This is a genomic window from Vibrio fluvialis (genome assembly GCF_900460245.1).
In the GTDB taxonomy this organism is placed as follows: Bacteria; Pseudomonadota; Gammaproteobacteria; order Enterobacterales; family Vibrionaceae; genus Vibrio; species Vibrio fluvialis.
Genome location: NZ_UHIP01000001.1, coordinates 1,109,420 through 1,133,506 on the forward strand (window position 1 = coordinate 1,109,420; position 24,087 = coordinate 1,133,506).

Sequence of the window (24,087 nt, forward strand, 5' to 3'; positions counted from 1 at the left end):
CACTAATAACAGCTAGGTTCTCTTGATGGAACAACTTGACCCCTTTAACGCTCTCGAAGCGAAGACTGAAGCCCAAAAACTTTCATTTGCCCCGATCGTATTCCATACCGCAAGAACATTGCGTGATTTGGGGATTTTAAAAGCACTGGATGAGGCGGGTGACACTGGTTTGTCCGCGCAGGCAATTCATCAGCAGACAGGCGTATCCGAGTACGGCGTAAAAGTGCTGCTCGACATGGCGATTAGCGCCAACATCGTCTTGTGGACTAAACCGCACTATCGTCTTGCTAATTTGGGCTTTTTCCTGCTGCATGACGGCATGACCCGCGCCAATATGGATTTCACCGCTGACGTCTGTTACGCCGCGATGATGCACTTAACGGAGGCGATAGAAGAGGGAAAGCCTGCGGGGCTGAAAGAGCTGGGGGATTGGGAAACTATTTACCAAGGGTTGTCACGCCTGCCGGAACAAGCCAAACAGAGCTGGTTCCAGTTCGACCATTTTTACTCCGATCGCTCGTTCCCGGTTCTGTTGGAACGGGTGTTTGCCGACAAGCCGAAACATCTGGTCGACATTGGCGGCAACACCGGAAAATGGGCACTGCAATGCTGCCGTTATGATTCAGAGGTGCAGGTAACGATTGTCGACTTACCACAGCAACTGGAAATGGCGATGCGTAATGCGTCCGAGCAAGGATTTGCCGAGCGTATTCATCCGTATCCGGCCAATATGCTCGACAAAGCGCAAGCGCTGCCGGAGAAAGCCGACGTATGGTGGATGAGCCAGTTTCTTGACTGCTTTTCACCAATGGAAATTCTCAGTATCCTGCAACGGGTACGAGCTCAGTTAACCGAAGATGCCGTGGTGTATATTCTCGAACTGTTTTGGGATGCACAGAAATATGATGCGGCGTCATACAGTCTGAATGCGACTTCACTCTATTTCACCTGCCTTGCCAACGGCAACAGCCGTTTCTACCGCAGTGATGACTTCCTTGAACTTATCGAAGCGGCGGGGTTGGTCATTGAAGAACGTACCGACAATATTGGTTTAGGCCATACCTTACTTAAACTCAAAGCAAAGTCAGAATGACAGTAAAAACAATGAATATTCAGCAGCGTCAAGTGGTTATTATCGGTGCAGGCCCGTCAGGTTCGACGGCTGCAGCACTGTTGCTCAAGCAAGGAATTGATGTGCTGGTGGTCGAAAAAGCGCAGTTTCCGCGTTTTTCCATCGGCGAAAGTTTGCTTCCAGCGTGTATGGAAGTGGTTGAAGAAGCGGGTATGACCGACGCGGTGCAAGCTGAGGGATTCCAATTTAAAAATGGGGCGGCGTTTCGCAAGCAAGGCGTGTATACCGAGTTTGATTTCACCGATAAATTTACGCCAGGACCGGGCACGACGTTTCAGGTCCAACGCGCCAGCTTTGATAAAGTACTGGCTGACAGCGCGGCAGAACAGGGTGTTGAGATTCGTTACGGTCATGAAGTGCTGGCGGTAGCTTTTGAAGGTTCAAAATCTTGGTTGACGATTGCAGACGAGTTGGGCCAACCCTATCAGGTAGAAGCGGACTATGTATTGGACGCCAGTGGATTTGGCCGAGTATTGCCAAAATTGCTCGAGTTGGAAGAACCATCTTGCTTGCCGCCACGTAAAGCGATTTTTACTCACGTGGTTGATCATATTCAGTCCGAAAGCCTGCCTTATGACCGCAATAAAATTCTGATTTCCGTTCATCCGGAGAACAGCGACGTATGGTACTGGTTGATCCCATTCTCTAACGGTACATGCTCTTTAGGTGTGGTTGGTGAGCCCGCGTTCTTTGAACGTTATCCGCAGGACAAACTCACCGCACTGCAACAACTGGTGAGTGAAGAGCCTGGCCTGGCAGAGCTGCTCAAGCAGGCGGAATACCCAAATGCGGCTGGTGAATTGCGTGGTTACTCTGCGAACGTGAAGCACCTTGCTACCCGCCATTATGCTTTGCTTGGCAACGCCGGCGAATTTTTGGATCCGGTCTTTTCATCCGGTGTAACAATTGCCATGAAATCTGCGCAATTTGCGGTGCGCTGCGTGCAGCGTCAACTGAGCGGTGAAACCGTTGATTGGCAGCAAGAATATGCCGAGCCGTTGATGGTGGGCGTGAATACGTTCCGCACTTATGTAGAAGGGTGGTATGACGGTTCGCTTCAGGATGTTATCTACTATGACAAGCCCAATCAGCGTATCAAACAGATGATCTGTTCTATTTTGGCTGGCTATGCCTGGGATACTCAAAATCCGTATGTGAAAGATTCCCGCCGCCGTTTAACCAGCCTCGCTGAACTGATTCGCGACGCTCAATAATGCTTAATTGCAGCGCCCACTGATACAAAAGTGGGTCGCTGCATATTCCCGTTTCCTGCCGAAGTATCCTTTCAATATTTATGCACTGGCTGCGCCGAAGAAGTGCAGTCCTGATCATCCTAGTGCAAGAGGTGATTATCTTCACAAATCCTGTCATCTGACGAGTGGATCATCACTTTCAATTAGACGCCTTGTACACTAAATGTTAAATTTTTGAGTAATTTCTAGCATAAGATTCTATAAATGCAATCTTAGTTAGATGAAATGGCACTATGGTCTACGCGTAAGTTGTTCTTTGTTCTAATAATCTAGCCTATAGAACAAGCTTGAAGTATTACGCTAATTATTGAAGTTGGCTCAGAATATATTCAGTTTTTGCTACAAATTTATGGCAAATTACTTCGATGATTGCTAATGTGTGCCGCATTCTCTGTGAGGGTTTAGGTTTTTTTAGTTTAGTTTTTGCACTAAGCAACCTGAGTGCTAGCCGTTTCGTTCTAGATGCTCTCCAGAGAAGTCATGGATGCAAAATGAAAACTTGGAGTTTATGCATGTATAAAAATAAAATCACACAAGCCCTTCTTCTAGGCGCTAGCCTTGCAGTGGCAACCACTTCTTTCTCAACCATCGCTGCTAACGTTCCAGCAGGCACCAAATTGGCGGATGTACAAGAACTCGTACGCGGTAACGGTACTGAAGTTGCGTCTATCGATCCGCACAAAACGGAAGGTGTGCCTGAGTCAAACGTTATCCGCGATTTGCTAGAAGGCTTGGTGAACCAGGATGCAGCTGGCAACACTATTCCAGGTGTGGCTGAAAGCTGGGAAACGACAGACAACAAAACCTTTATTTTCCACCTGCGCAAAAATGCGAAATGGTCTAACGGCGATCCTGTGACTGCTGAAGACTTCGTATACAGCTTTAAACGTGCAGTTGATCCAGCAACCGCGTCGCCATACTCTTGGTACCTAGAGATGACGACGATGGAAAACGCTGCTGACATCATCGCAGGGAAAAAAGACAAAGAAACTCTGGGTGTGAAAGCATTGGATGCAAACACGCTGGAGATCAAACTTGAATCAGCGGTTCCATACTTTGTGAAAATGATGGGCCACACTACTGTGAAGCCAGTTCACCGTGCAACGGTTGAAAAATGGGGCGATCAGTGGACTAAACCTGATCACTTCGTCGGTAACGGTGCATACGTTCTAGACAAATGGGTTGTGAACGAACGCATGGAGCTGAAACGTAACCCGAACTACTGGGACAACGAGCACACAGTCATCAACAAAGTGACTTACCTGCCGATTGAAAACCAAGTTGCGGAAATGAACCGTTTCCTATCTGGCGAAATCCAGATCACCAACGAACTGCCACTTGAGCACTTCAAACGTCTGCAGAAAGAGCACCCAGAGTCAGTTCAAGTACAAGGTAACCTGTGTACTTACTACTACGGTTTCAATAACCAGAAAGCGCCTTTCAACGATGTTCGTATCCGTAAAGCACTGTCTTACGCGATTGACCGTAACATCATCACCGACGCGATTCTTGGCCAAGGCCAGAAACCTGCTTACTTCCTGACGCCAGAAATCACGGCAGGATTCCACCCAGAAATGCCAGCTTACGGCAAGATGACTCAGAAAGAGCGCATTGCTGAAGCGAAGAAACTTCTGGCTGAAGCGGGTTACGACAAATCAAACCCTCTGAAATTCACACTGCTGTACAACACTTCAGAAAACCACAAGAAGATTGCAACTGCGATCCAATCAATGTGGAAAACCACACTGGGTGTTGACGTAGCGCTAGAAAACCAAGAGTGGAAAACCTTCCTGGATACTCGTCGTCAAGGTAACTACGACGTGACTCGTGCAGGTTGGTGTGGTGACTACAACGAAGCATCAAGCTTCCTGTCACTGATGCAGTCTAACAACAGCTCAAACGACCAGAAATACCACAGTGCAGAATACGATGCAGTGATGGAAAAAGCGATGAATACTACTTCAGACGCTGAACGTGAAGGGTTGTACGTTGATGCTGAGAAACTGCTGGCTCGTGATATGCCACTCGCGCCTATCTACCAGTACGTTAAATCACGTCTAGTATCTCCGACTGTTGGCGGCTACCCAGCTGGTAACGCGGAAGATAAGATCTACGCAAAAGATCTTTACATCAAAGCTCAGTAATTCCTGAGCATTTAAAACTATAAATATATAGACGCTGTATGTGCAGCGCACATACAGCGTCTTTTCATTTTCTATTGTCACAGACTGAAAGAGTGAGTTTATGATTAAATTCATTGCAAAAAGGATATTTGAAGCGATTCCAACCTTGTTGGTGCTGATCACAATATCTTTCTTTCTGATGCGTTTTGCACCAGGTAACCCATTTTCTTCTGAGCGTCCTTTGCCGCCAGAGGTAATGGCCAACATCAACGCGAAATACGGTTTGGATAAACCAGTATCTGAACAGTATTTAACGTATCTGACCAACATCCTGCAGGGTGACTTTGGTCCGTCATTCAAATACAAAGACTATTCGGTGAACGAGCTTATCGCGAGTGCGCTGCCCGTGTCTGCCAAAGTGGGTTTTGCGGCGTTCATCTTTACCGTCATTATGGGGGTAGCGGTTGGCACCATTGCGGCACTAAGGCACAACACCTGGATAGACTACACGATCATGTCGACGGCCATGCTCGGGGTGGTCATGCCATCCTTCGTATTAGCGCCGGTGCTGATTTACATCTTCTCCATCAACCTTGGCTGGTTCCCGGCGGGTGGTTGGCAAGATGGCTCCTTCCACTATATGGCGCTGCCTGTGATTGGTATGTCGCTATTGTACGTTGCAACTTTTGCGCGTATTACCCGTGGTTCAATGATTGAAACACTGAACAGTAACTTTATTCGTACCGCACGTGCGAAAGGCCTGAGCTACAGCTACATCGTGATTAAACACGCGCTGAAACCAGCAATGTTGCCTGTTGTATCATACATGGGCCCGGCATTCGTCGGCATCATTACAGGTTCAGTGGTTATCGAGACGATTTTTGGTCTGCCAGGGATTGGTAAACTGTTCGTTAACGCTGCCTTTAACCGTGATTACTCTCTGGTTATGGGTGTAACGATCCTTATCGGTTTCCTATTCATTCTCTTCAATGCGGTTGTGGATATTCTGCTCGCGTATATCGACCCTAAAATTCGCTACTAATTGGACACGGATATTATGTTAACCAAAAAAGAAAACTTAGAAGCGATCGAAAAGTTCACTGAGAACCTGGAAATTGAAGGTCGCAGCCTATGGCAGGATGCTCGCATTCGTTTCATGCGCAACAAAGCGGCGATGGTCAGCTTGTTCATTCTGTCTTTAATTACACTGGCCGTTATTTTTGTGCCGATGTTCTCTGCTTACACCTACGAAGATACGGACTGGTACGCAATGCACGCAGCGCCAACGGCTGAGCACTGGTTTGGTACCGATGCTTTGGGTCGTGACCTGTTGGTGCGAACTCTGGTGGGTGGCCGTATCTCTCTGATGGTCGGTATCATGGGCGCGCTGGTGGCGGTTCTGATTGGTACGCTGTATGGCGCTGCTTCTGGTTTCATCGGCGGCCGTACTGACCGTGTCATGATGCGTATTCTGGAAATTTTGTACGCAATTCCGTTCATGTTCCTGGTTATCGTACTGGTGACATTCTTCGGTCGTAATATCATTCTGATTTTCGTTGCTATCGGCGCTATTGCCTGGCTGGATATGGCGCGTATCGTGCGTGGCCAGACGCTGAGCCTGCGCAGCAAAGAATTTATCGAAGCGGCCCACGTATGTGGTGTTAGCAAATGGAGAATCATTACCCGTCATATCGTGCCTAACGTACTGGGTATCGTAGCCGTTTACTCAACGCTGCTGATCCCAAGCATGATTCTGACAGAATCTTTCCTCTCATTCCTTGGTCTGGGTGTACAGGAACCAATGACCAGCTGGGGTGCACTGCTACAAGAAGGTGCGAACACAATGGAAGTCGCGATTTGGCAGCTTCTCTTCCCAGCCGCATTCATGGTGATTACCCTGTTCTGTTTTAACTACGTCGGTGACGGCCTGCGCGACGCGCTGGATCCAAAAGACAGATAATCAGAAAAGAGCAAGATTAAGGAAGCAATGATGAGCTTATTAGATGTCAAAGATCTGCGCGTCGAATTTACCACGCAAGATGGTATCGTAACCGCAGTCAACGATTTGAACTTCTCACTTAAACAAGGTGAGACACTGGGTATTGTCGGTGAGTCCGGTTCGGGTAAATCTCAGACGGTATTCGCGATCATGGGCCTGCTGGCGAAAAACGGTAAGATTTCGGGCAGTGCAAAATTCGAAGGTAAAGAGATTCTTAACCTGCCTGAGAAAGAACTGAACAAAGTTCGTTCCGAGCAGATCGCGATGATCTTCCAAGACCCGATGACGTCTCTGAACCCATATATGAAAGTCAGCGATCAGCTGATGGAAGTATTGATGCTGCACAAAGGCATGGGCAAGGCGGAAGCGTTTGAAGAATCAGTACGCATGCTGGAAGCGGTGAAAATCCCTGAAGCACGTAAACGTATCACCATGTATCCACACGAATTCTCGGGCGGTATGCGTCAGCGTGTGATGATCGCGATGGCACTGCTGTGTCGTCCGAAACTGCTGATCGCCGACGAACCAACCACTGCACTGGATGTGACCGTGCAGGCGCAGATCATGGATCTGCTGAACGAGCTGAAGCGCGAATTCAACACGGCAATCATCATGATCACTCACGACCTCGGTGTGGTTGCAGGATCGTGTGACAAAGTGCTGGTGATGTACGCGGGTCGTACCATGGAGTACGGCAGCGTTAACGAGATTTTCTATAACCCAAGTCACCCATACGCGGAAGGTCTGCTCAAAGCGATTCCTCGTCTGGATACAGAAGGCGAAATTCTGCCAACCATTCCTGGCAACCCGCCAAACTTACTGCGTCTGCCTGTTGGCTGCCCTTATCAAGAGCGCTGCCATCGTGTGATGGACCGTTGTAAGCGTGAAGCACCGATTCTGACTCCATTTGGTGATGGTCGTCAGCGTGCTTGTTTTTCTGATTGGGAGACTTGGACAAAATGAGCGCAGATAAACCATTACTGTTAGATGTAAAAAACCTGAAAGTTCACTTCAGCATCGCGGCTAAATCGGGCTGGCCATGGACTAAACCATCTACCCTGAAAGCGGTAGACGGCGTTAACGTGCGTCTTTACGAAGGCGAAACATTGGGCGTTGTGGGTGAGTCCGGCTGTGGTAAATCCACCTTTGCCCGCGCGATCATCGGTCTGGTTCAGTCAACCGAAGGTGAAGTGGTGTGGCTGGGTCAGGATCTGACTCGCATGCAGGAAGTGAAACGCCGCAATACGCGTAAAGAAATTCAGATGATTTTCCAGGATCCGCTGGCTTCTCTGAACCCGCGTATGACGGTGGGCGACATCATTGCTGAACCATTGCAGACGTTCTATCCAGAGCTGTCTAAGCAGGAAGTCAAAGATCGCGTTAAGGAAATGATGGCTAAAGTAGGCCTGTTGCCTAACGTGATTAACCGCTACCCGCACGAGTTCTCAGGTGGCCAGTGTCAGCGTATCGGTATCGCTCGCGCGTTGATTCTGAAACCTAAGATGATCATCTGTGACGAACCTGTATCAGCGTTGGACGTCTCAATTCAGGCTCAGGTGGTCAACCTGCTGAAAGAGCTACAGAAAGAACTGGGCCTCAGCCTGGTGTTCATCGCGCACGATTTATCAGTGGTAAAACACATTTCTGACCGCGTATTGGTGATGTACTTGGGCAATGCGGTGGAACTGGGCGAAGCCGATGAACTGTTTGCTAACCCTCTGCATCCATACACCAAAGCGTTGATGTCAGCGGTACCCATTCCGGATCCAAACCTGGAGCGCGCCAAAGTAATTCAGATGTTGGAAGGTGATTTGCCGTCGCCAATCAATCCACCATCAGGTTGTGTATTCCGTACTCGTTGCCCGCAAGCAACCGCGGAATGTGCGAAGACCAAACCACAAATCGAAGGCACCGATACGCATTCCGTATCCTGCTTGCACGTTAGTGCGTAAATTCAGCCTGTGACGGGCTTAAGCGCGGCTCCTTAATTGGGTCGCGCTTTTTTTGTCTTTATTTCTCGCTCCAAGTTCTTCGTTGCTCTCAATTTTCAAAACGCCAAGCCAAGTTTGCCATTTGTAAAATATCAACAATACTCAGGTTATTGAAAATAATAATGAAAGGCGCAAACGGTGAATCGTAATTCGTTATGGGAAACCTTAATCGTCAAACTGACTTTGTGGTCGCTGATTGTCTTTAGTTTTAATGTCTTTATTCCGCGCAACCAACTGTTGTTTATCTATGACTCTAAACGTCTAGTTGTCAGTCTGTTGCTCATTTTATTTGCGGCAGGATTGGTTGTGTCGGCACGTATTCGTCAGCCTGTGATCAAAGTTTATCAATCGCTTGAACAGCCAGTTAAAGGATTGGCAGTGGTGTTTATCGTATCCAGTATGATTGCCACTGCATTGAGCCACTATAGTATCAGTGCGCCAACCCAATGGTTTTATCTGATGGGCTTGTTTTTACTGCTAGGACTGTTCAATTCCTATTTTCAGTCTTCTCGCTCAGTGTTATTCAATTTAGCGATGTTGCTTAATGTCTTGCTATTTTTGAGTGTCGCAGTGGCGTTCTGGACGCTTCTCTATCATCGAGTTCCAGTTGGTACGACAACCTTCTACGGATTTTCTAATCCCCGATTTATTAATCAGGTGCAAGTCTGGTTAATTTTGCCCATGGCATATTTGGCCGTGCGCGCTCTGAGAAGAAAAAAATCTGCCTTCTTGCCATTGCTTTCGGTTTCAATGGCGTTTTCAGTCTGCTTTACCCTCAACGGCAGGGGAGTCGTTCTGGCCGTATTGTCCGGTTTTATTCTGATGTCTCTGGTGGACAGGGCGCTGTGGCGCCAATGGATCAAGACGCTGTTAATCGCCGCCTTTTTTGGAGCGTGTATTTCATTTGCATTTTTGAATCCACTGCCGTCGTACCTACTGGATATTGAAACCGAAGCTTTCTTATTTAGAACAACTTCATCCGGTAGGATTGCGTTATGGCAAGATGCCTGGAGTATGACAACGTTTTGGGGAAACGGAGGAGGAGCGTTTGTCTGTCAGAATTTTGCGTTTGGTCGCCCCCATAATTCAGTGTTAAACGTGTTAGTCCATTGGGGTTGGATATCGGCTGTTTGCTATGTTGCGTTGTGCTTTTTACTGTTGTTTAAGGTTGCTACGGCTGCTTCCCGCGTCACTAAAGTGCTGGGCGCGAGTGTATTGACAGGCTTACTGTACAGTCTGGTTTCCGGTGTATTGGATTCGCCGATGAGCCAACTGCTGGCCATTATCTCATTGGCGGCATTTTGGGCATCGTTAAAGCCTAAGTTGTCCGCAGTAGCACCATCGCTACTCAGTCACGTGATAGCGGTGATGTTGGCGTTAGGCGTCATCACAACCTGTAGCTATCGTCTTTATGACCGATGGGTGCATTACCCTCAACAGCCCGGTGAGATTGTTGATGTAAAATCGATCGGGATGAAGACCCAGTTTTGGGTCGGTTTTAACTGCTTAGAGAACCCTGATATGCCTTAAAGGCTGGTGTTGCACCTAGTTCAAATTTTTCGAATAACTAAGCCAGAACTCTCCGGTTATATCCTATTTTTCAATATCTATAATGGACTTAATTAAAGCATTACTTGAATTAGAACGAGGTGAGTCATGGGTAAACTGATCGAAGGCGTGTGGCAAGACGTTTGGTACGACACGAAAAGCAGCAGCGGACGCTTTGTGCGTGAGGATGCGGGCTTTCGTGGGTGGATCGAAAACAAAGCAGATGCACAGTTTGCTCCGGAATCAGGTCGTTATCATCTGTACGTGTCTTTGGCTTGCCCATGGGCGCATCGTACCCTGATCTTCCGCTCATTGAAGCAGCTTCAGGAACATATTGATGTGACCATCGTCTGTCCGGATATGATGAGCGAAGGCTGGAAATTTGGCATCCCAGAGCCGTTGTTTGGTCATACAAAAATGCACCAGATTTATACTCAGGCTAAATCAGATTATACAGGCCGTGTAACTGTCCCGGTGTTGTGGGATAAGAAAACTCAGACCATCGTGAGTAACGAATCCTCAGAAATCATTCGCATGTTCAACTCTGCATTCAACGAGCTGACTGGCAACGATGACGATTACTATCCGCAGCATCTGCGCCCGTTGATCGATGAATGGAATACGTTCATTTATCCAAACATCAACAATGGGGTTTATCGCTGCGGCTTTGCTACCACACAAGAAGCGTATGAAGAAGCATATGATTCCCTGTTTGATGCGTTGGATAAAGTGGAAGCGCATTTGGCTACTCATCGTTATCTGGCGGGAAGTGTAATTACTGAAGCCGACTGGCGTTTGTTTACCACGCTTATTCGTTTTGATGCGGTTTACGTTGGCCATTTCAAATGTAACAAGAAGCGTATCGCCGACTACCCGAATCTGAATGGCTACATGAAAGAGCTCTATCAGGTAGCGGGTGTGAAAGAGACCACGGATTTCTACCACATTAAGCGACATTACTACTTCAGTCACACAACCATCAACCCAACACAAGTGGTGCCGGTTGGTCCTGAACTGGATCTGGAATCGCCACATGGCCGGGAAAAAATGTAACCCGCATTACGTGAAGAAAAGCGCAGCATCTGGCTGCGCTTTTTTATACCCCTTTTTCAGTGCACTGAAAGATAACCACAATTTTGCCTCGCTCACGGATTAACCGGGTAAATCGCATACACTGAAGGTAAGTGATGAGATAAGGAGAGGGCGATGGACTTAAACGAAATTGTCAGCGGCCAGAGTGTTGTCTGGAATCTTCTCGTCGCACTGCTACTTGGAGCGATCGTCGGCACGCAACGTGGTTGGGTGGCTCGCAACAATGTTGAAGGCAGTCGGGTCGCGGGTATTCGCACCTTCTCGTTGGTCGGTCTTTACGGTGGCTTGTCTGCGATACTGGCTGCTCATTATTCTCCGCTGTTGCTTGGCTTTGCGTTACTGGCGCTGGTGGTATTAGCCAGCATCGCGTTTGTACTCAAGCAACGCAAAAGTCAGGACATCAGTATCACCGGGGTGGTCAGTTTGCTGGTGACGTTTGTGCTTGGTAGTCTGGCTGTGTCTGGGGAACCTGTGCTTGCGGCCGCAGCGGCGGTGATCACGGCCGTGGTATTGGATAACAAGAAAGAGCTGCACGAAGCGTTGCAAAAACTGCAAGAGTACGAGTTAGACGCGGCGCTGCGTCTGATGTTGATTTCTATTGTCATGTTGCCGCTTCTACCCAATCAAAGCTACGGGCCTTGGCAGGCACTCAATCCGTATGAGATTTGGTGGATGGTGGTGCTAATCGCCAGCATTTCCTTTCTCGGCTACTTTGCGATTAAAATTGGTGGTGCGAAACGCGGGGTGTTATTTACATCCGTGTTTGCTGGTTTCAGCTCTTCAACCGCTCTGACTTTACAATTTTCCAATCTGTCGCGCGATCAGCCCACTATCAGCCCACTCCTTGCTTCGGGTATTCTGCTTTGTTGCGGTACCATGTTTCCGCGTTTATTGATTGTGGCTTCTCTGATCAATACCGAATTAACCCCGATTCTCTGGCCTGTCATCGTCGTGATGATGATTGGGCTCTATATTCCGGCCTGGTTTATCTGGCGCTCGACGGATGTGGATTTTAATGAAGACCAGTCGGCCAATCATAAAAACCCGTTAGCGCTGCAATCTGCACTCTGGTTTGGTGTCATTCTGGCCATTATCATGTTGCTCGCACATGCGCTGTCAGATTGGTTTGGGCAGGCGGGGACACTAGCACTGTCTGCGGTCTCCGGTATTACGGATGTTGATGCGATCACGCTGGCTTTAGGCCGGCAAAGTACTCACTCGCTGGATGCTTATACCGCTGCGATGGGGATCATTATCGCTGCTTCGGTCAATACGTTGGTAAAAATGGGGATGGTGATCAGTATCGGGGATCGAGGCTTGTGGGTTAGGGTTGCACCAGCGATGGTGCTGTCGGTTGTCGCGGGCGCGGTGACGCTATTGATACTGCATTGAGTGTGAGATGGCGATTGACAGGGTAAGAGATACAAAAAAGCCTTCGGAGTCCGAAGGCTTTTTGCTTAGCACTAAGAGCGATTATTTCTGCTCTTGGTCTGCCTGAATCGCAGTCAGAGCGATGGTGTAGACGATGTCGTCAACCAGCGCGCCACGAGACAGGTCGTTAACCGGCTTGCGCATGCCTTGCAGCATTGGACCGATTGATACCAAGTCAGCTGAACGTTGTACCGCTTTGTAAGTGGTGTTACCTGTGTTCAGGTCTGGGAACACGAATACGGTCGCTTTACCCGCAACTGGAGAGTTAGGTGCTTTAGAAGCCGCTACGTTTTCCATGATTGCTGCGTCGTACTGCAGAGGACCGTCGATGATCAGATCAGGACGTTTTTCCTGAGCAAGACGTGTTGCTTCGCGTACTTTATCAACGTCTGCACCCTTACCAGATGTACCGGTAGAGTAAGAGATCATCGCTACGCGTGGGTCGATACCGAATGCCGCTGCAGAGTCTGCAGACTGGATTGCGATTTCAGCCAGTTGTTCAGCGGTTGGATCCGGGTTGATTGCACAGTCACCGTAAACCAGTACTTGATCAGGCAGCAGCATGAAGAATACAGACGATACAATCGATGCATTCGGTGCTGTTTTGATGATCTGGAACGGAGGTACGATGGTGTTTGCTGTGGTATGAACCGCACCAGAAACCAGACCGTCAACTTCGTTCGCTTCCAGCATCATGGTGCCAAGGAATACGGAGTCTTCCAGTTTTTCACGTGCCACAACTTCAGTCATGCCTTTCGCGCCGCGCAGTTCAACCAGGCGAGCAACGTAGTTTTCACGAACTGAATCTGCATCGATGATTTCAACGCCAGCGCCCAGCTCAACACCTTGCTGTGCTGCAACACGACGGATTTCATCTGGGTTACCCAGTAGTACACAGGTCGCGATACCGCGTTCAGCACAGATGGCTGCCGCTTTCACTGTACGTGGTTCGTCACCTTCCGGCAGAACGATACGTTTGTTGGCACGACGTGCAAACTCAGTCAGTTGGTAACGGAACGCTGGTGGGCTCAGACGACGAGTACCTTGAGTACCTTCAGTCAGAGTATCAATCCAAGGACCGTCGATGTGGCTTGCAACGTGGTCGCAAACAAATTCGATACGCTCTCGGTCGTCTGCCGGTACTTCCAGGCTGAAGCTTTGCAGGTTCAGAGACGTTTGCCAGGTGTTACCTTGAGCTTTGAAGATTGGCAGACCAGTGTCGAACGCTGGTTTACACAGGCTCACGATTTCTTTAGGGATATCGTAACCGCCAGTCAGCAGTACAGCACCGATTTCAACGCCGTTCATTGCTGCCAGAGAGGCTGCAACGATAACGTCAGGACGGTCTGCAGATGTCACAAGCAGAGAACCTGGGCGGAAGTGTTCAATCATGTGCGGGATTGAACGCGCACAGAAAGTGATGCTCTTGATACGACGAGTGTTGATGTCGCCTTGGTTGATCACTTCAGCGTTCAAGTGTTTCGCCATGTCGATGGCACGAGTTGCAATCAGATCAACGTTCCAAGGCACGCAACCCAGAACACGGATTGGGCTGGTGTTGAAGATCTGCATCACTTCAACATTGGCTTGTTTTGCGCCATCTGCATCATCGAAGATTTCAGACAGGTCTGGACGAGTACGGCCAGCTTCATCAACCGGTGCATTCAGCTTGTTGATGATGACGCCTGAAATGTTCTTATTCTTAGTGCCGCCGAAGTTAGAACACGCAACTTCAATGCGCTCTTTCAACTGCGTTGGGTTGTCCGTACCAGGTGTCGCAACGAACACAATTTCTGCGCCCAGAGTTTTCGCGATTTCCGCGTTCACTTGGTTAGCAAATGGGTGTTTGCGAGTTGGAACCAGACCTTCAACCAGAGTGACCTCTGCAGTGTTGATTTGGTTGTAACGCTCAACCACTGTTTCCAGCAGAACGTCCATTTTTTCGCTACCGATCAGAGTTTCTGCAGACGACATAGACATTGGCTCACCAATTTTCATGTCGCTGTTACGACCCACGATAGTGGACGTCAGATCTGGTTGGTCACCGCCGCTGCGAGGTTGTGCGATTGGTTTATAGAAAGAAACGCTTACACCTTTGCGCTCCATAGCGCGCAGAAGACCCATGCTCACGCTGGTCAAACCAACGCCAGCACTGATTGGGATAAGCATAATAGTACGGGACATTCGTAAAGTACCTCAACACTATTGATTGCAATCTAAGGGACTTAGATTGAAAGGAACAAAGCCCAACTGCGTATTCAGAATGAATAGGAGTTGAGCCCCTATAAAACACTGGCTAACTTCGCAGTTAGCCAGATGAATATGATTAGATGTTAGTCAGACGTGCAGTGTCTTCAGCAATAACCAGCTCTTCGTTGGTAGAAATTACCATCGCTGGAATACGGCTGTTTGCTGTGGTGATTACACCTTCACCACCGAAGCGTGCTTTCAGGTTTGCGTCGCCGTCTACTTCGATACCGAAGATAGCCAGACGGTTCAGAACCATTTCACGGATTGGTGCAGAGTTTTCACCGATACCACCAGTGAACACGATAGCGTCCAGACGGCCGTCCATGCTCGCAGTGTAACCAGCAACGTATTTTGCCAGACGGTGACAGAATACATCCATCGCACGAGTTGCTTCTTCTTTAGCGCCGTAGTTGTCTTCAACAAAGCGGCAGTCAGAAGTCACTTCAGTCAGACCCAGCAGACCAGACTCTTTAGTCAGCATCTTATTGATGTCGTCAACTGAGTAACCCAGAGTGTCGTGCAGGTGGAAAATGATCGCAGGATCGATGTCACCACAACGAGTGCCCATAACCAGACCTTCAAGCGGAGTCAGACCCATAGAAGTGTCTACAGATTGGCCGTTCTTGATGGCACAAACAGAAGCACCGTTGCCCAGGTGGCAGTTGATGATGTTCAGTTCGTTTGCTGGTTTACCCAGACGCTCAGCCGCTTCACGAGCGATGAACAGGTGAGAAGTACCGTGTGCACCGTAGCGACGGATACCGTGCTCTTTGTACAGTTTGTATGGCAGAGCGTACAGGTACGCTTCTTCTGGCATAGTTTGGTGGAAAGCCGTGTCGAATACCGCAACGTTCTGCAGAGCAGGGAATGCTTTTTGTGCTGCTTTGATACCCACGATGTGTGCTGGGTTGTGCAGAGGTGCAAAGCTTGCTGCGTCTTCGATACCTTTCAGAACGGTTTCGTCGATCAGTGCTGATTGAGTGAACTGCTCACCGCCGTGTACAACACGGTGACCGATGGCTTTCAGTTGCTCTGCCAGTTCTGGCTTAGAAGCAAGAATAGTTTCAACGATGAAAGTCAGAGCTTCATCGTGTGCAGCGCCTTCACCCAATTGTGCTTCGTGCTTACCATCAAGTTTCCACTTGATTCGTGCTTCTGGAAGGTGTAGACATTCAGCAAGGCCTGAAAGGAACTCGTCGCCATTTTGTGCATCGACAATAGCGAACTTCAGTGAAGAACTACCGCAGTTTAAAACTAAAACTAGCTTAGACATGAGTAACTACCTGTAATAATCGGTTAGGATAAAAATTAATCACAAGAATAGACGACCCACCAAAGAGTGCGTACTAATCTTGGTCAATAAAACTTCAATTTCCGTATAGTAAGACGTGACAGTGTCAGTGAAATCGTCGGTGCGTTCCGTGCAGCATTCGCCTCGGAGTTGCCTAAATTGTAAATAACGGCAACAATGAGATTGAGAGTCCGCAAAGGATAGCGATAATGGGCCAATATAACAAAAAAAATTTGAAACAATATTAGCTTTTGTCAAATTTTTACGCCATTTGTTGAATCATTCAACTATTTTTTAGTGAAATGATCGCCAGACAGTGAGGGGAAATGGTATGAGTAATAGAGCCGGAATCGTTCACAGCCTAAAAGATGGTCAGAAGTACATGGATACCTGGCCGATGCGAAAAGAGTTGAACCTTCTGTTCCCGGAGCAGCGCATCATTAAAGCAACCCGCTTTGGTATTAAAGTGATGCCTGCGGTTGCCGCAATCAGTGTGCTGACCCAGATGACATTCCACAATGTGCAGGCGATGCCACAATCCATCATCATCGCCCTGTTTGCAATCAGTTTGCCGCTGCAAGGTATCTGGTGGTTGGGCAACCGCGCCAACACACAATTGCCGCCAGCGCTCGCGAGTTGGTATCGCGAACTGTATCAGAAAATCGTTGAAACCGGATTTGCACTCGAACCCATTAAGTCTCAACCACGTTATAAAGAGCTGGCGATGGTGCTCAACCGAGCGTTCCGTCAGTTGGATAAGGCCGCGCTCGAACGCTGGTTCTAGTTCCTCTGAGAGGTCGTTTTGACTAGTTCAAGACGGCCTTTTCTTCAAGTGAAAAAGTGCAAATAGTGAACTCCTCTTGATTTTGCGCTGTATACCATATTCCCATCTCTCTTTTTGTTACTTTCCTGTTAACTCTTGCTTCCCTTTCCCCAAACTTACTGGTAATAATGTCGTTAGCTGCACACTCTGTGCGCGATAAAAACAAACACAACACAACACAACATCCAAAATAATAATGCTTAAATCAAGGAGTTAAGATGAAAGCAGGCAAAGCTATAGCTACCGCCGTTCTAGCCGGAGCTGCATTACTCTCTTCACACACTGTTCTGGCCAATGTCGCTAAAGTGGCTGTATCGCAAATCGTTGAACATCCTGCTTTGGATGCGGCTCGTCAAGGGCTTCTGGACGGTTTGAAAGCGAAAGGCTATGAAGAAGGCAAAAACCTAGAATTTGACTTCAAAACCGCTCAAGGTAACCCAGCGATTGCCGTACAGATTGCACGTCAATTTGTGGGTGAAAACCCAGATGTATTGGTGGGCATTGCCACACCAACTGCTCAGGCATTAGTCGCTGCGACCAAATCTATTCCCGTCGTTTTCACAGCAGTCACTGATCCTGTCGGCGCAAAACTGGTGAAGAAGATGGAACAGCCGGGCAAAAACGTTACGGGTCTGTCTGACCTTTCTCCGGTTGAACAACACGTTGAGTTGATCAAAGAACTGATGCCAAATGTGAAATCGATTGGTGTCGTTTACAACCCGGGTGAAGCGAACGCGGTTAGCCTGATGGAGCTTCTGAAAGTGGCCGCGAAGAAAAATGGCGTGCAGCTGGTTGAAGCAACAGCGCTGAAAAGTGCGGATGTACAATCAGCGACTCAAGCGATTGCTGCAAAATCTGACATCATCTATGCACTGATTGACAACACAGTTGCGAGTGCCATCGAAGGCATGATTGTGGCCGCAAATCAGGCGAAAACGCCGGTATTTGGTGCCGCAACGTCATACGTTGAACGTGGCGCGGTTGCGAGCTTGGGCTTCGACTACTACCAGATTGGTGTACAGACTGCGGATTACGTAGCGGCGATCCTTGAAGGTGCTGATCCAGGTACTCTGGATGTGAAAGTAGCGAAAGGTTCTGATCTCGTCATCAATAAGACGGCGGCTGACAAGTTAGGCATGACCATTCCTCAGTCCGTTCTGGACCGTGCGACCAGCGTAAAATAATAGATTAATCATGCCGGTATGACGCCATGCCGGCATTGTTAAGCAGAAAGGGAGTTTGTATGTCTGCTTTTGCATTTTTTGGGGCTTTGGAAGTAGGCCTTATTTACGGGTTGGTTGCTCTGGGTGTTTATCTGACATTCCGAGTTCTTGATTTTCCCGATTTGAGTGTGGACGGTAGTTTCCCGATGGGAGCTGCGGTCGCCGCAACCGCTATTGTTTCAGGCATTAACCCTTGGGTGGCAACGGGCATGGCGATTTTAGCCGGCGCTGCGACAGGCTGGGTAACCGCTTTCCTCACCGTTCGATGTGGCATCCTGCATCTTCTCGCATCGATTCTTACTATGATTGCTGCGTTTTCCATCAATATCCGCATTATGGGCCGACCAAACCTGGCGCTTCTCGGGGATGACACGATTCTCACGCCGTTCGAAGCCATGGGCGATTCCATGTATATTCGCCCGTTAGTGGTCGCGGTACTGGTATTGATTTCGGCGCTGTTTGTCGTTCGTCTGTTGAACAGTGATTTCGGTCTGGGTCTTCGTGCCACGGGCGTCAACGCGCGTATGGTTGCGGCGCAAGGTGCCAGCACCGCGTTTTACACTTATTTCTGTCTTGCTTTGTCGAACGGTTTCGTTGGCTTTGCCGGTGCTCTGTTTGCACAAACCAACAGTTTCGCTGACGTAACCTCTGGTGTCGGTACGATCGTGGTCGGTCTGGCTGCGGTAATTCTGGGTCAGACACTGATCCCGGGGCGAAAAATTTGGGTTGCAGTCACGGCGGTGATTGTAGGCTCGGTGTTGTACCGTCTTGCGGTGGCTTTTGCGCTGAGTACTGGCATGTTTGGTTTGCAGGCATCGGATCTCAACCTGGTAACCGCGGTGCTGGTAGCACTGGCGCTGATCATGCCGAAAATGAAAAGGAATCTGAAATTAAAAAAGGGTAGTGCACCTGCTCAGAAGATAGAGGTATCTAAGCAGGGTAAGTCGTCAGGAGAAGCAGTATGATCCGTTTAGAAGATATTCAAGTTACGTTTAACCCTGGCACTATTCTGGAAAACCGAGCGTTGAGAGGCGTATGCCTGGAGGTGCCTGAGCATCAGTTCCTGACCGTTATCGGTTCGAACGGAGCGGGTAAATCGACACTGTTGGGCGCCGTTACCGGGGAAACGCCAATGGTAGGTGGCAAAGTCCTGATTGATGAAACGGACGTAACTCGCCAGAGTGTGGACCAACGCGCCAGTTTATGTGCGCGCGTTTTCCAGGACCCGTTGGCGGGGACTTGTGGCGCTCTGACCATCGAAGAAAATATGGCGTTGGCCTATATGCGAGGCAAACGCCGCAGCTGGACGCATGCACTCTCTTCCAATCGCCGTAAGCTGTTTCAGGAACGTATCAGTATCCTCGGGCTTGGGTTGGAAGACCGTTTAGGTGACAGCATTGGCCTGCTTTCCGGTGGCCAGCGTCAGGCCGTGAGTCTGGTGATGGCAACGCTATCAGACAGCAAACTGTTATTACTTGATGAACATACAGCGGCACTGGATCCGCGTATGGCGGCTTTCATCATCGACCTGACTAAAAAGATCGTGAAAGAGTTTAACCTGACCGTCATGATGGTCACGCACTCGATGAAAGATGCGTTAGCCTGTGGCGATCGCACCGTTATGCTGCACCAAGGACAAATCGTTCTTGATGTGGCAGGTGAGCAGCGTGCCAATATGCAGGTGCCTGACTTGCTTGAAATGTTCTCTAAAGTGCGTGGCGAAGAGCTGAGCGATGATAGTCTGTTGCTGAGTTAATCAACGCGTACAACATAAAGCGAGCCTCCCGTTTGGTGTTCAATCAACGGGAGGTTTTTTATTTTGTTTTGGTCCATAGCCACTGTGGGTAGCTGCATGTCTGCATCTATCCGCTAGCCAGCATTTGATAACTGTCACTGATGGAAGCGCTGAAGAAGCAATGATTGGTTTATAGTATTGCTGTGATTCTGCTGTATCATATCCACCCATGTGTATATAGTGAGCAGGTCGCTCTCCGCTCAATCTCAGATTACTCAAATGAAGCCAAAGAAGAACTACAGTAAAAAAAACGCAATCTTGGGACCGTTTCTCGTCGTATTGGTGATGCTTGCTGCCATGATTTACTCCTACATGCAAGTCTTGAACAACGATATTGACGATGAGTATCACAGTGTGGGAGCCATGCTGCAGCGCGCGAGCAAAATAGTGGTGGCTCTTGATTACGGCTTCACCAATTACTTTGAATCGCCGCCAATTCTGTCCTCCGGTTTCAACCAAGGGGTGAGCGATGGCCTGTGTCGTATCACCCCGAAAGAGTCGCTGATCATTTCCAATAAGAAAGCGAACTCTTCACCGCCTATCAGTATCAGCTACATGTTGGTCGGGGATGAGTCCTTATGTGATGAACACCATCCCCTGTATCGTTCGATGCTGCGCAAAGTGTCGCTTGCGCCAATCATCTCGTTTTTGCATGACCTCGATGATTACATTATTGGCGTGCACTACATTGATAACCACGGTTATGTCATCTCAGCTCCGGATAGCGTGATCAAAGACATCTCTAAAGAGCAGCTGGTCACCGTCAAGTTACGGGAATTCTGGCAGGAAGCGTCAAGCCACCCCGATGTCATCAGTGTGGTTGGGCCAAGTGCGTTCAGTGAGGTGCTGCACCAGCGCAACAATATGACCCTAACCATGCCCGTCTTTCAGGGTAATGAATTTCAGGGAGTGGTTGTGCTGGACGTCAGTGTCGACAAGCTCATCGGTAGCGACTCACGTTTGCAGGGTAAAATTCAGTTGGTGAGAACGGCAGACCTTCCCGCCGATGGCACGGCGTATCAGCCTTATCGTCTGGAAGCCAACTACGTCAATCTCGATCACTATCTTTACTACGAGTGGAATTGGGCTGCGGAAGCGAAGCAGTTTTTAGCGGAGAAACAGTCAGCGTTGATTGCGCTGCTGCTGGCTTACATGGTGTCAGTGGTGGCTCTGTTCTACTTCAACACCCGCATCGAGAAATCCTACTACGAGAATCTGGCGTCTCGAGATCCGATGACAGGGTTGCTGAATAGACGGGGAATGAAAGAGTTCCTGACATCGCAAAAACATCGTCGTTATCTGTCTATTGCGGTGCTGGACATCGATAATTTCAAGTCTATTAACGATACTCACGGCCATGACGTAGGAGATGACGTGATCTGTTACATGGGCGAACGGATTGAACACAGCATGCGTGATACCGATGCCGTTGCACGTTTTGGCGGCGAGGAATTTGTTGTGTATCTGACCGGCGAAGATGCAGCCCAATTGAAAACCGTCATGCAGCGAATCAAAGATGCCATTACCAAAGATTCCAAGCAGGTTGTGTCGAACGGCTTCACCATTTCAGGCGGAGTAGAAGTCATTGAAAGCGACCCGGACTGGAGTTTCGATGAGCTGTTCAAACTGGCAGACGAGAAGTTGTATGAGGCGAAAACCACAGGGAAAGATAAGCTGGTGTTTTGACACCAGCTGTTAGATTTAAGCAAGCGTGTCGCGGTAACGCTGAAAATGGCTCACGATAGGGTCGACTTCTGTCATAGTGCGGATTTCACGGAACAGATCGGCTGCTTGTGGGTAAGATTGGCGTAGGTAAGAGAACCATTGTTTTACACGATTCGGGTAGTATTTACCTTTGTCACCACGCACTTCATACGCTGAGTATTCCAGCAGCAGATCCACCACCTCATGCCATGGCATTGCGCTGTGGTTGTGTTTGACCATGTTGCCCAAGTTGGGCACGTTCAATGCGCCGCGACACACCATCAAAGAATCCACGCCAGTCGTTTCAATGCACGCCTGACCGTCGGCATAATTCCAGATTTCACCGTTTGCAATAAGAGGAACGGTGGTTTTCTGGCGAATCTGATCAATGTAATCCCATTTGATCTCACTGGCTTTGTAGCCGCCCGCTTTGGTTCGGGCGTGTACGGTCAGTTCATCCGCACCGGCTTGTTGTACGGCGTCGACAATCTCAAAACAGTCATCCGGGTTTTCCCAGCCAAGGCGAATTTTAGCGGTGACCGGAATATCAGAAGGAACTGCATCGCGGCACGCTTTGATCACCTGATAAATCAGTTCAGGGTGTTGCAGCAGTGCCGCGCCACCTTTGCTTTGGTTAACCATTTTAGCTGGGCAGCCGAAGTTCAGATCAACCCCACATGCGCCAAGTTCAGCGGCGCGTACCGCATTTTCCGCCATCCAGTGTGGCTCTTGACCCAGCAACTGAACTTTCACGGGAACACCCGCTTTGGTGCGCGAGTCTTGTTTCAGCTCTGGGCAAAGACGGTAAAACACATGATCCGGAAGCGGCAGATTGATCACACGAACAAACTCGGTGACACAGAAATCGTAATCGTTAATCTGTGTCAGCATTTCACGCATCAGGTGATCCAGCACGCCCTCCATCGGGCCTAAAATGACTCGCATATTCTGTTTTTGTCTTCGCCAAATAAAATTGAGGCGAGATTGTAGTTGGAAGCGGGCGCAATGTCACGAAGGCTTATGGCGTGACGGTAGGACTCTCGGTTGTGACACTGATCTCGCCAGTCAGAGGGGAGTAATAGAGTATCGGCAGATTATCTTCTGCGCCGTAACCGGAGGTGTAGTAGTAATAACATTCGTTACTGCCAGTGTACCAACTCACGATGTCGCTATCGGAAGGCAACACATAGCCCGTATCCATTTGCGAACGAATCGTCAGGTCGGTATTGAGGAGCGCTGGCCAGAGTGCCACGCAATCCTCGCCGCGAATCGAGTTGCCTTCGTTGTACGGGATTTGATTAACGGAAATCGGATAGCCCGTTGTTGAAGGATAGATGTCGCCTTGACCATAACCAACGGCTTGAGAAATAGCGGGTTCACCGTCAACCAGCCATTGGGCATTGTACATAGTCACCGAGGTGCGGAAACTGGCAAAAGCCGCGGCGGCGCGTTTTTCGTGCGCATCTCTCTGAAGGTTAAAGAAGCGAGGCGCCGCCGTAACGGCCAGAATGCCGAGAATAACAATGACGACAATCAACTCGATTAAAGTAAAGCCAAAGTGACGTTTCATAGTGAGTTATGGGTTGTTATTTGAATTATTCTGAAATAATGCTCTTATGAATAAATTTTTAAAAGAAAAATATGTTGCCCCGATGATTTTCCCCGTCAAACTCGCCAAATCGGCAGGCTGGGGTATAATGCTCGGCTAACCAGTCATTATGATAAAAGAGATTTCATGAGTTACCAGCTAGTGAATTTGGCTCAGATTGAGTGCAATGAATCCCCGTTGTTTATTGAAGGTGCCGTGTACGCGGCCAATCTGGCGACTCAGCCGCTGGATCCAGAGATGTGGATCCCGGTGGTATTCGGTGAACAGGCACCCGCGTTGGAAGCGGTCATCGTGGCTCAGATTCATGCCCAATATCACCAGCTCAAACGCAATGAGTATGCTTTGTTGGCTTTGCTTGCCCATCAGGAGATGTCGCGTGAAGCGGCGTTGGCCGATTTCGCTGAAGGCTTTATGAGTGTGTGGCCGCAAGTCGAATCACAATGGCAGTCGGTCAGTCTTTCCGATGGTTCTATGCGTATGCTTCAAGCTCTGCTGACCACGCTGATGTTGGCGATCGACGAAGAGCAGACGCACGCTCAGATGAGAGAAGCCGGTTATGAATCACTGCCAATGCTGGCTAATATGATCGAACAGCTCGATTTGATGGTGCATGAGGTCGCGTTGGCGGCAGACGAAGCGATGTTGGGTAACAAAGCGCAAAGCGTCAACCCGTTCAAGGAGATTGGCCGTAACGACATTTGCCCGTGCGGTAGCGGTAAAAAGTTCAAACAGTGCTGCGGGCAGTAACTTTTCCGGCAAATAATCGAACTTTTCCCACACAGGATTGACACAATAAGGAAGCGAAAAGCCTATAACTTCCTTA

General features: G+C 48.9%; 20 protein-coding genes. 16 read left to right on the forward strand and 4 right to left on the reverse strand.

The window, feature by feature from the left end; translation table 11 throughout:
• Positions 1-25: 25 nt before the first annotated feature.
• The 10 genes from DYA43_RS05350 to DYA43_RS05395 all read left to right on the forward strand — a co-directional run bounded on the left by DYA43_RS05350 (position 26) and on the right by DYA43_RS05395 (position 12,530).
• Positions 26-1,093 (forward strand): methyltransferase, encoded by a 1,068-nt coding sequence (locus tag DYA43_RS05350; RefSeq protein WP_020330142.1) that lies wholly within the window; start codon positions 26-28, stop codon positions 1,091-1,093.
• Positions 1,094-1,104: 11 nt separating this feature from the next.
• Positions 1,105-2,346, forward strand: a complete 1,242-nt coding sequence (locus DYA43_RS05355) for an NAD(P)/FAD-dependent oxidoreductase (protein ID WP_061057202.1) — start codon at positions 1,105-1,107, stop codon at positions 2,344-2,346.
• A gap of 551 nt (positions 2,347-2,897) precedes the next feature.
• The gene (locus DYA43_RS05360; protein ID WP_020330144.1) at positions 2,898-4,529 is read left to right on the forward strand and encodes an ABC transporter substrate-binding protein; all 1,632 of its coding nucleotides are present in this window, start codon (positions 2,898-2,900) and stop codon (positions 4,527-4,529) included.
• A 100-nt stretch (positions 4,530-4,629) separates the two neighbouring features.
• A complete protein-coding gene (gene oppB / locus DYA43_RS05365) occupies positions 4,630-5,550 on the forward strand; it encodes an oligopeptide ABC transporter permease OppB (protein WP_020330145.1) in 921 nt (306 codons plus the stop codon).
• Between the two features lie 15 nt (positions 5,551-5,565).
• Positions 5,566-6,468 (forward strand): oligopeptide ABC transporter permease OppC, encoded by a 903-nt coding sequence (gene oppC / locus DYA43_RS05370; protein WP_020330146.1) that lies wholly within the window; start codon positions 5,566-5,568, stop codon positions 6,466-6,468.
• Positions 6,469-6,498: 30 nt separating this feature from the next.
• Complete coding sequence (locus tag DYA43_RS05375; RefSeq protein ID WP_020428807.1) at positions 6,499-7,470, forward strand: ABC transporter ATP-binding protein; 972 nt, start codon at positions 6,499-6,501, stop codon at positions 7,468-7,470.
• Positions 7,467-8,459, forward strand: a complete 993-nt coding sequence (gene oppF / locus DYA43_RS05380; RefSeq protein ID WP_020330148.1) for a murein tripeptide/oligopeptide ABC transporter ATP binding protein OppF — start codon at positions 7,467-7,469, stop codon at positions 8,457-8,459. The genes DYA43_RS05375 and oppF overlap by 4 nt, the downstream gene beginning before the upstream one ends.
• 177 nt (positions 8,460-8,636) lie before the next feature.
• Entirely contained in the window at positions 8,637-10,028 is a 1,392-nt protein-coding gene (locus DYA43_RS05385; protein ID WP_061056388.1) for an O-antigen ligase family protein, read from the forward strand.
• Between the two features lie 126 nt (positions 10,029-10,154).
• Positions 10,155-11,099 (forward strand): glutathione S-transferase family protein, encoded by a 945-nt coding sequence (locus tag DYA43_RS05390; RefSeq protein ID WP_020428800.1) that lies wholly within the window; start codon positions 10,155-10,157, stop codon positions 11,097-11,099.
• A gap of 153 nt (positions 11,100-11,252) precedes the next feature.
• A complete protein-coding gene (locus DYA43_RS05395) occupies positions 11,253-12,530 on the forward strand; it encodes an MgtC/SapB family protein (protein WP_061056389.1) in 1,278 nt (425 codons plus the stop codon).
• Between the two features lie 81 nt (positions 12,531-12,611).
• Here the strand turns inward: DYA43_RS05395 and pta are convergent, their stop codons facing one another.
• Both pta and DYA43_RS05405 read right to left on the reverse strand, forming a co-directional pair.
• Positions 12,612-14,753, reverse strand: coding sequence for a phosphate acetyltransferase (gene pta / locus DYA43_RS05400; protein WP_020330158.1), 2,142 nt, complete (start codon positions 14,751-14,753; stop codon positions 12,612-12,614).
• Between the two features lie 142 nt (positions 14,754-14,895).
• The gene (locus DYA43_RS05405; protein ID WP_032079900.1) at positions 14,896-16,092 is read right to left on the reverse strand and encodes an acetate kinase; all 1,197 of its coding nucleotides are present in this window, start codon (positions 16,090-16,092) and stop codon (positions 14,896-14,898) included.
• Positions 16,093-16,441: 349 nt separating this feature from the next.
• Between DYA43_RS05405 and yfbV the strand changes: the two genes are divergently transcribed.
• The 5 genes from yfbV to DYA43_RS05430 all read left to right on the forward strand — a co-directional run bounded on the left by yfbV (position 16,442) and on the right by DYA43_RS05430 (position 21,637).
• Positions 16,442-16,894, forward strand: a complete 453-nt coding sequence (gene yfbV, locus DYA43_RS05410) for a terminus macrodomain insulation protein YfbV (RefSeq protein ID WP_024373408.1) — start codon at positions 16,442-16,444, stop codon at positions 16,892-16,894.
• Positions 16,895-17,151: 257 nt separating this feature from the next.
• Complete coding sequence (locus tag DYA43_RS05415; protein WP_020330161.1) at positions 17,152-18,117, forward strand: ABC transporter substrate-binding protein; 966 nt, start codon at positions 17,152-17,154, stop codon at positions 18,115-18,117.
• A gap of 59 nt (positions 18,118-18,176) precedes the next feature.
• Entirely contained in the window at positions 18,177-19,121 is a 945-nt protein-coding gene (locus DYA43_RS05420) for an ABC transporter permease (RefSeq protein WP_020330162.1), read from the forward strand.
• Complete coding sequence (locus DYA43_RS05425; protein ID WP_020330163.1) at positions 19,118-19,912, forward strand: ABC transporter ATP-binding protein; 795 nt, start codon at positions 19,118-19,120, stop codon at positions 19,910-19,912. The genes DYA43_RS05420 and DYA43_RS05425 overlap by 4 nt, the downstream gene beginning before the upstream one ends.
• Before the next feature lie 297 nt (positions 19,913-20,209).
• A complete protein-coding gene (locus tag DYA43_RS05430) occupies positions 20,210-21,637 on the forward strand; it encodes a GGDEF domain-containing protein (protein ID WP_225869432.1) in 1,428 nt (475 codons plus the stop codon).
• 15 nt (positions 21,638-21,652) lie between these two features.
• Here DYA43_RS05430 and dusC read toward each other — a convergent pair whose 3' ends face one another.
• Both dusC and DYA43_RS05440 read right to left on the reverse strand, forming a co-directional pair.
• Positions 21,653-22,600, reverse strand: a complete 948-nt coding sequence (gene dusC / locus DYA43_RS05435) for a tRNA dihydrouridine(16) synthase DusC (protein WP_061056391.1) — start codon at positions 22,598-22,600, stop codon at positions 21,653-21,655.
• Positions 22,601-22,673: 73 nt separating this feature from the next.
• Positions 22,674-23,225 carry a type II secretion system protein gene (locus tag DYA43_RS05440; protein WP_055453069.1) on the reverse strand — a complete coding sequence of 184 codons (552 nt, stop codon included), beginning with the start codon at positions 23,223-23,225 and terminating at the stop codon, positions 22,674-22,676.
• Between the two features lie 165 nt (positions 23,226-23,390).
• Between DYA43_RS05440 and DYA43_RS05445 the strand changes: the two genes are divergently transcribed.
• Complete coding sequence (locus DYA43_RS05445; RefSeq protein ID WP_061056392.1) at positions 23,391-24,011, forward strand: YecA family protein; 621 nt, start codon at positions 23,391-23,393, stop codon at positions 24,009-24,011.
• Positions 24,012-24,087 lie beyond the last annotated feature (76 nt).

Coding starts and splice junctions, on each gene's coding strand:
- DYA43_RS05440 (WP_055453069.1), bottom strand. CDS start 23,225: ATGAAACGTCACTTTGGCTTTACTTTAATCGAGTTGATTGTCGTCATT.
- yfbV (WP_024373408.1), top strand. CDS start 16,442: ATGAGTAATAGAGCCGGAATCGTTCACAGCCTAAAAGATGGTCAGAAG.
- oppC (WP_020330146.1), top strand. CDS start 5,566: ATGTTAACCAAAAAAGAAAACTTAGAAGCGATCGAAAAGTTCACTGAG.
- DYA43_RS05355 (WP_061057202.1), top strand. CDS start 1,105: ATGAATATTCAGCAGCGTCAAGTGGTTATTATCGGTGCAGGCCCGTCA.
- DYA43_RS05375 (WP_020428807.1), top strand. CDS start 6,499: ATGAGCTTATTAGATGTCAAAGATCTGCGCGTCGAATTTACCACGCAA.
- DYA43_RS05420 (WP_020330162.1), top strand. CDS start 18,177: ATGTCTGCTTTTGCATTTTTTGGGGCTTTGGAAGTAGGCCTTATTTAC.
- DYA43_RS05360 (WP_020330144.1), top strand. CDS start 2,898: ATGTATAAAAATAAAATCACACAAGCCCTTCTTCTAGGCGCTAGCCTT.
- dusC (WP_061056391.1), bottom strand. CDS start 22,600: ATGCGAGTCATTTTAGGCCCGATGGAGGGCGTGCTGGATCACCTGATG.
- DYA43_RS05405 (WP_032079900.1), bottom strand. CDS start 16,092: ATGTCTAAGCTAGTTTTAGTTTTAAACTGCGGTAGTTCTTCACTGAAG.
- oppB (WP_020330145.1), top strand. CDS start 4,630: ATGATTAAATTCATTGCAAAAAGGATATTTGAAGCGATTCCAACCTTG.
- DYA43_RS05425 (WP_020330163.1), top strand. CDS start 19,118: ATGATCCGTTTAGAAGATATTCAAGTTACGTTTAACCCTGGCACTATT.
- DYA43_RS05395 (WP_061056389.1), top strand. CDS start 11,253: ATGGACTTAAACGAAATTGTCAGCGGCCAGAGTGTTGTCTGGAATCTT.
- DYA43_RS05390 (WP_020428800.1), top strand. CDS start 10,155: ATGGGTAAACTGATCGAAGGCGTGTGGCAAGACGTTTGGTACGACACG.
- DYA43_RS05445 (WP_061056392.1), top strand. CDS start 23,391: ATGAGTTACCAGCTAGTGAATTTGGCTCAGATTGAGTGCAATGAATCC.
- DYA43_RS05415 (WP_020330161.1), top strand. CDS start 17,152: ATGAAAGCAGGCAAAGCTATAGCTACCGCCGTTCTAGCCGGAGCTGCA.
- DYA43_RS05350 (WP_020330142.1), top strand. CDS start 26: ATGGAACAACTTGACCCCTTTAACGCTCTCGAAGCGAAGACTGAAGCC.
- oppF (WP_020330148.1), top strand. CDS start 7,467: ATGAGCGCAGATAAACCATTACTGTTAGATGTAAAAAACCTGAAAGTT.
- pta (WP_020330158.1), bottom strand. CDS start 14,753: ATGTCCCGTACTATTATGCTTATCCCAATCAGTGCTGGCGTTGGTTTG.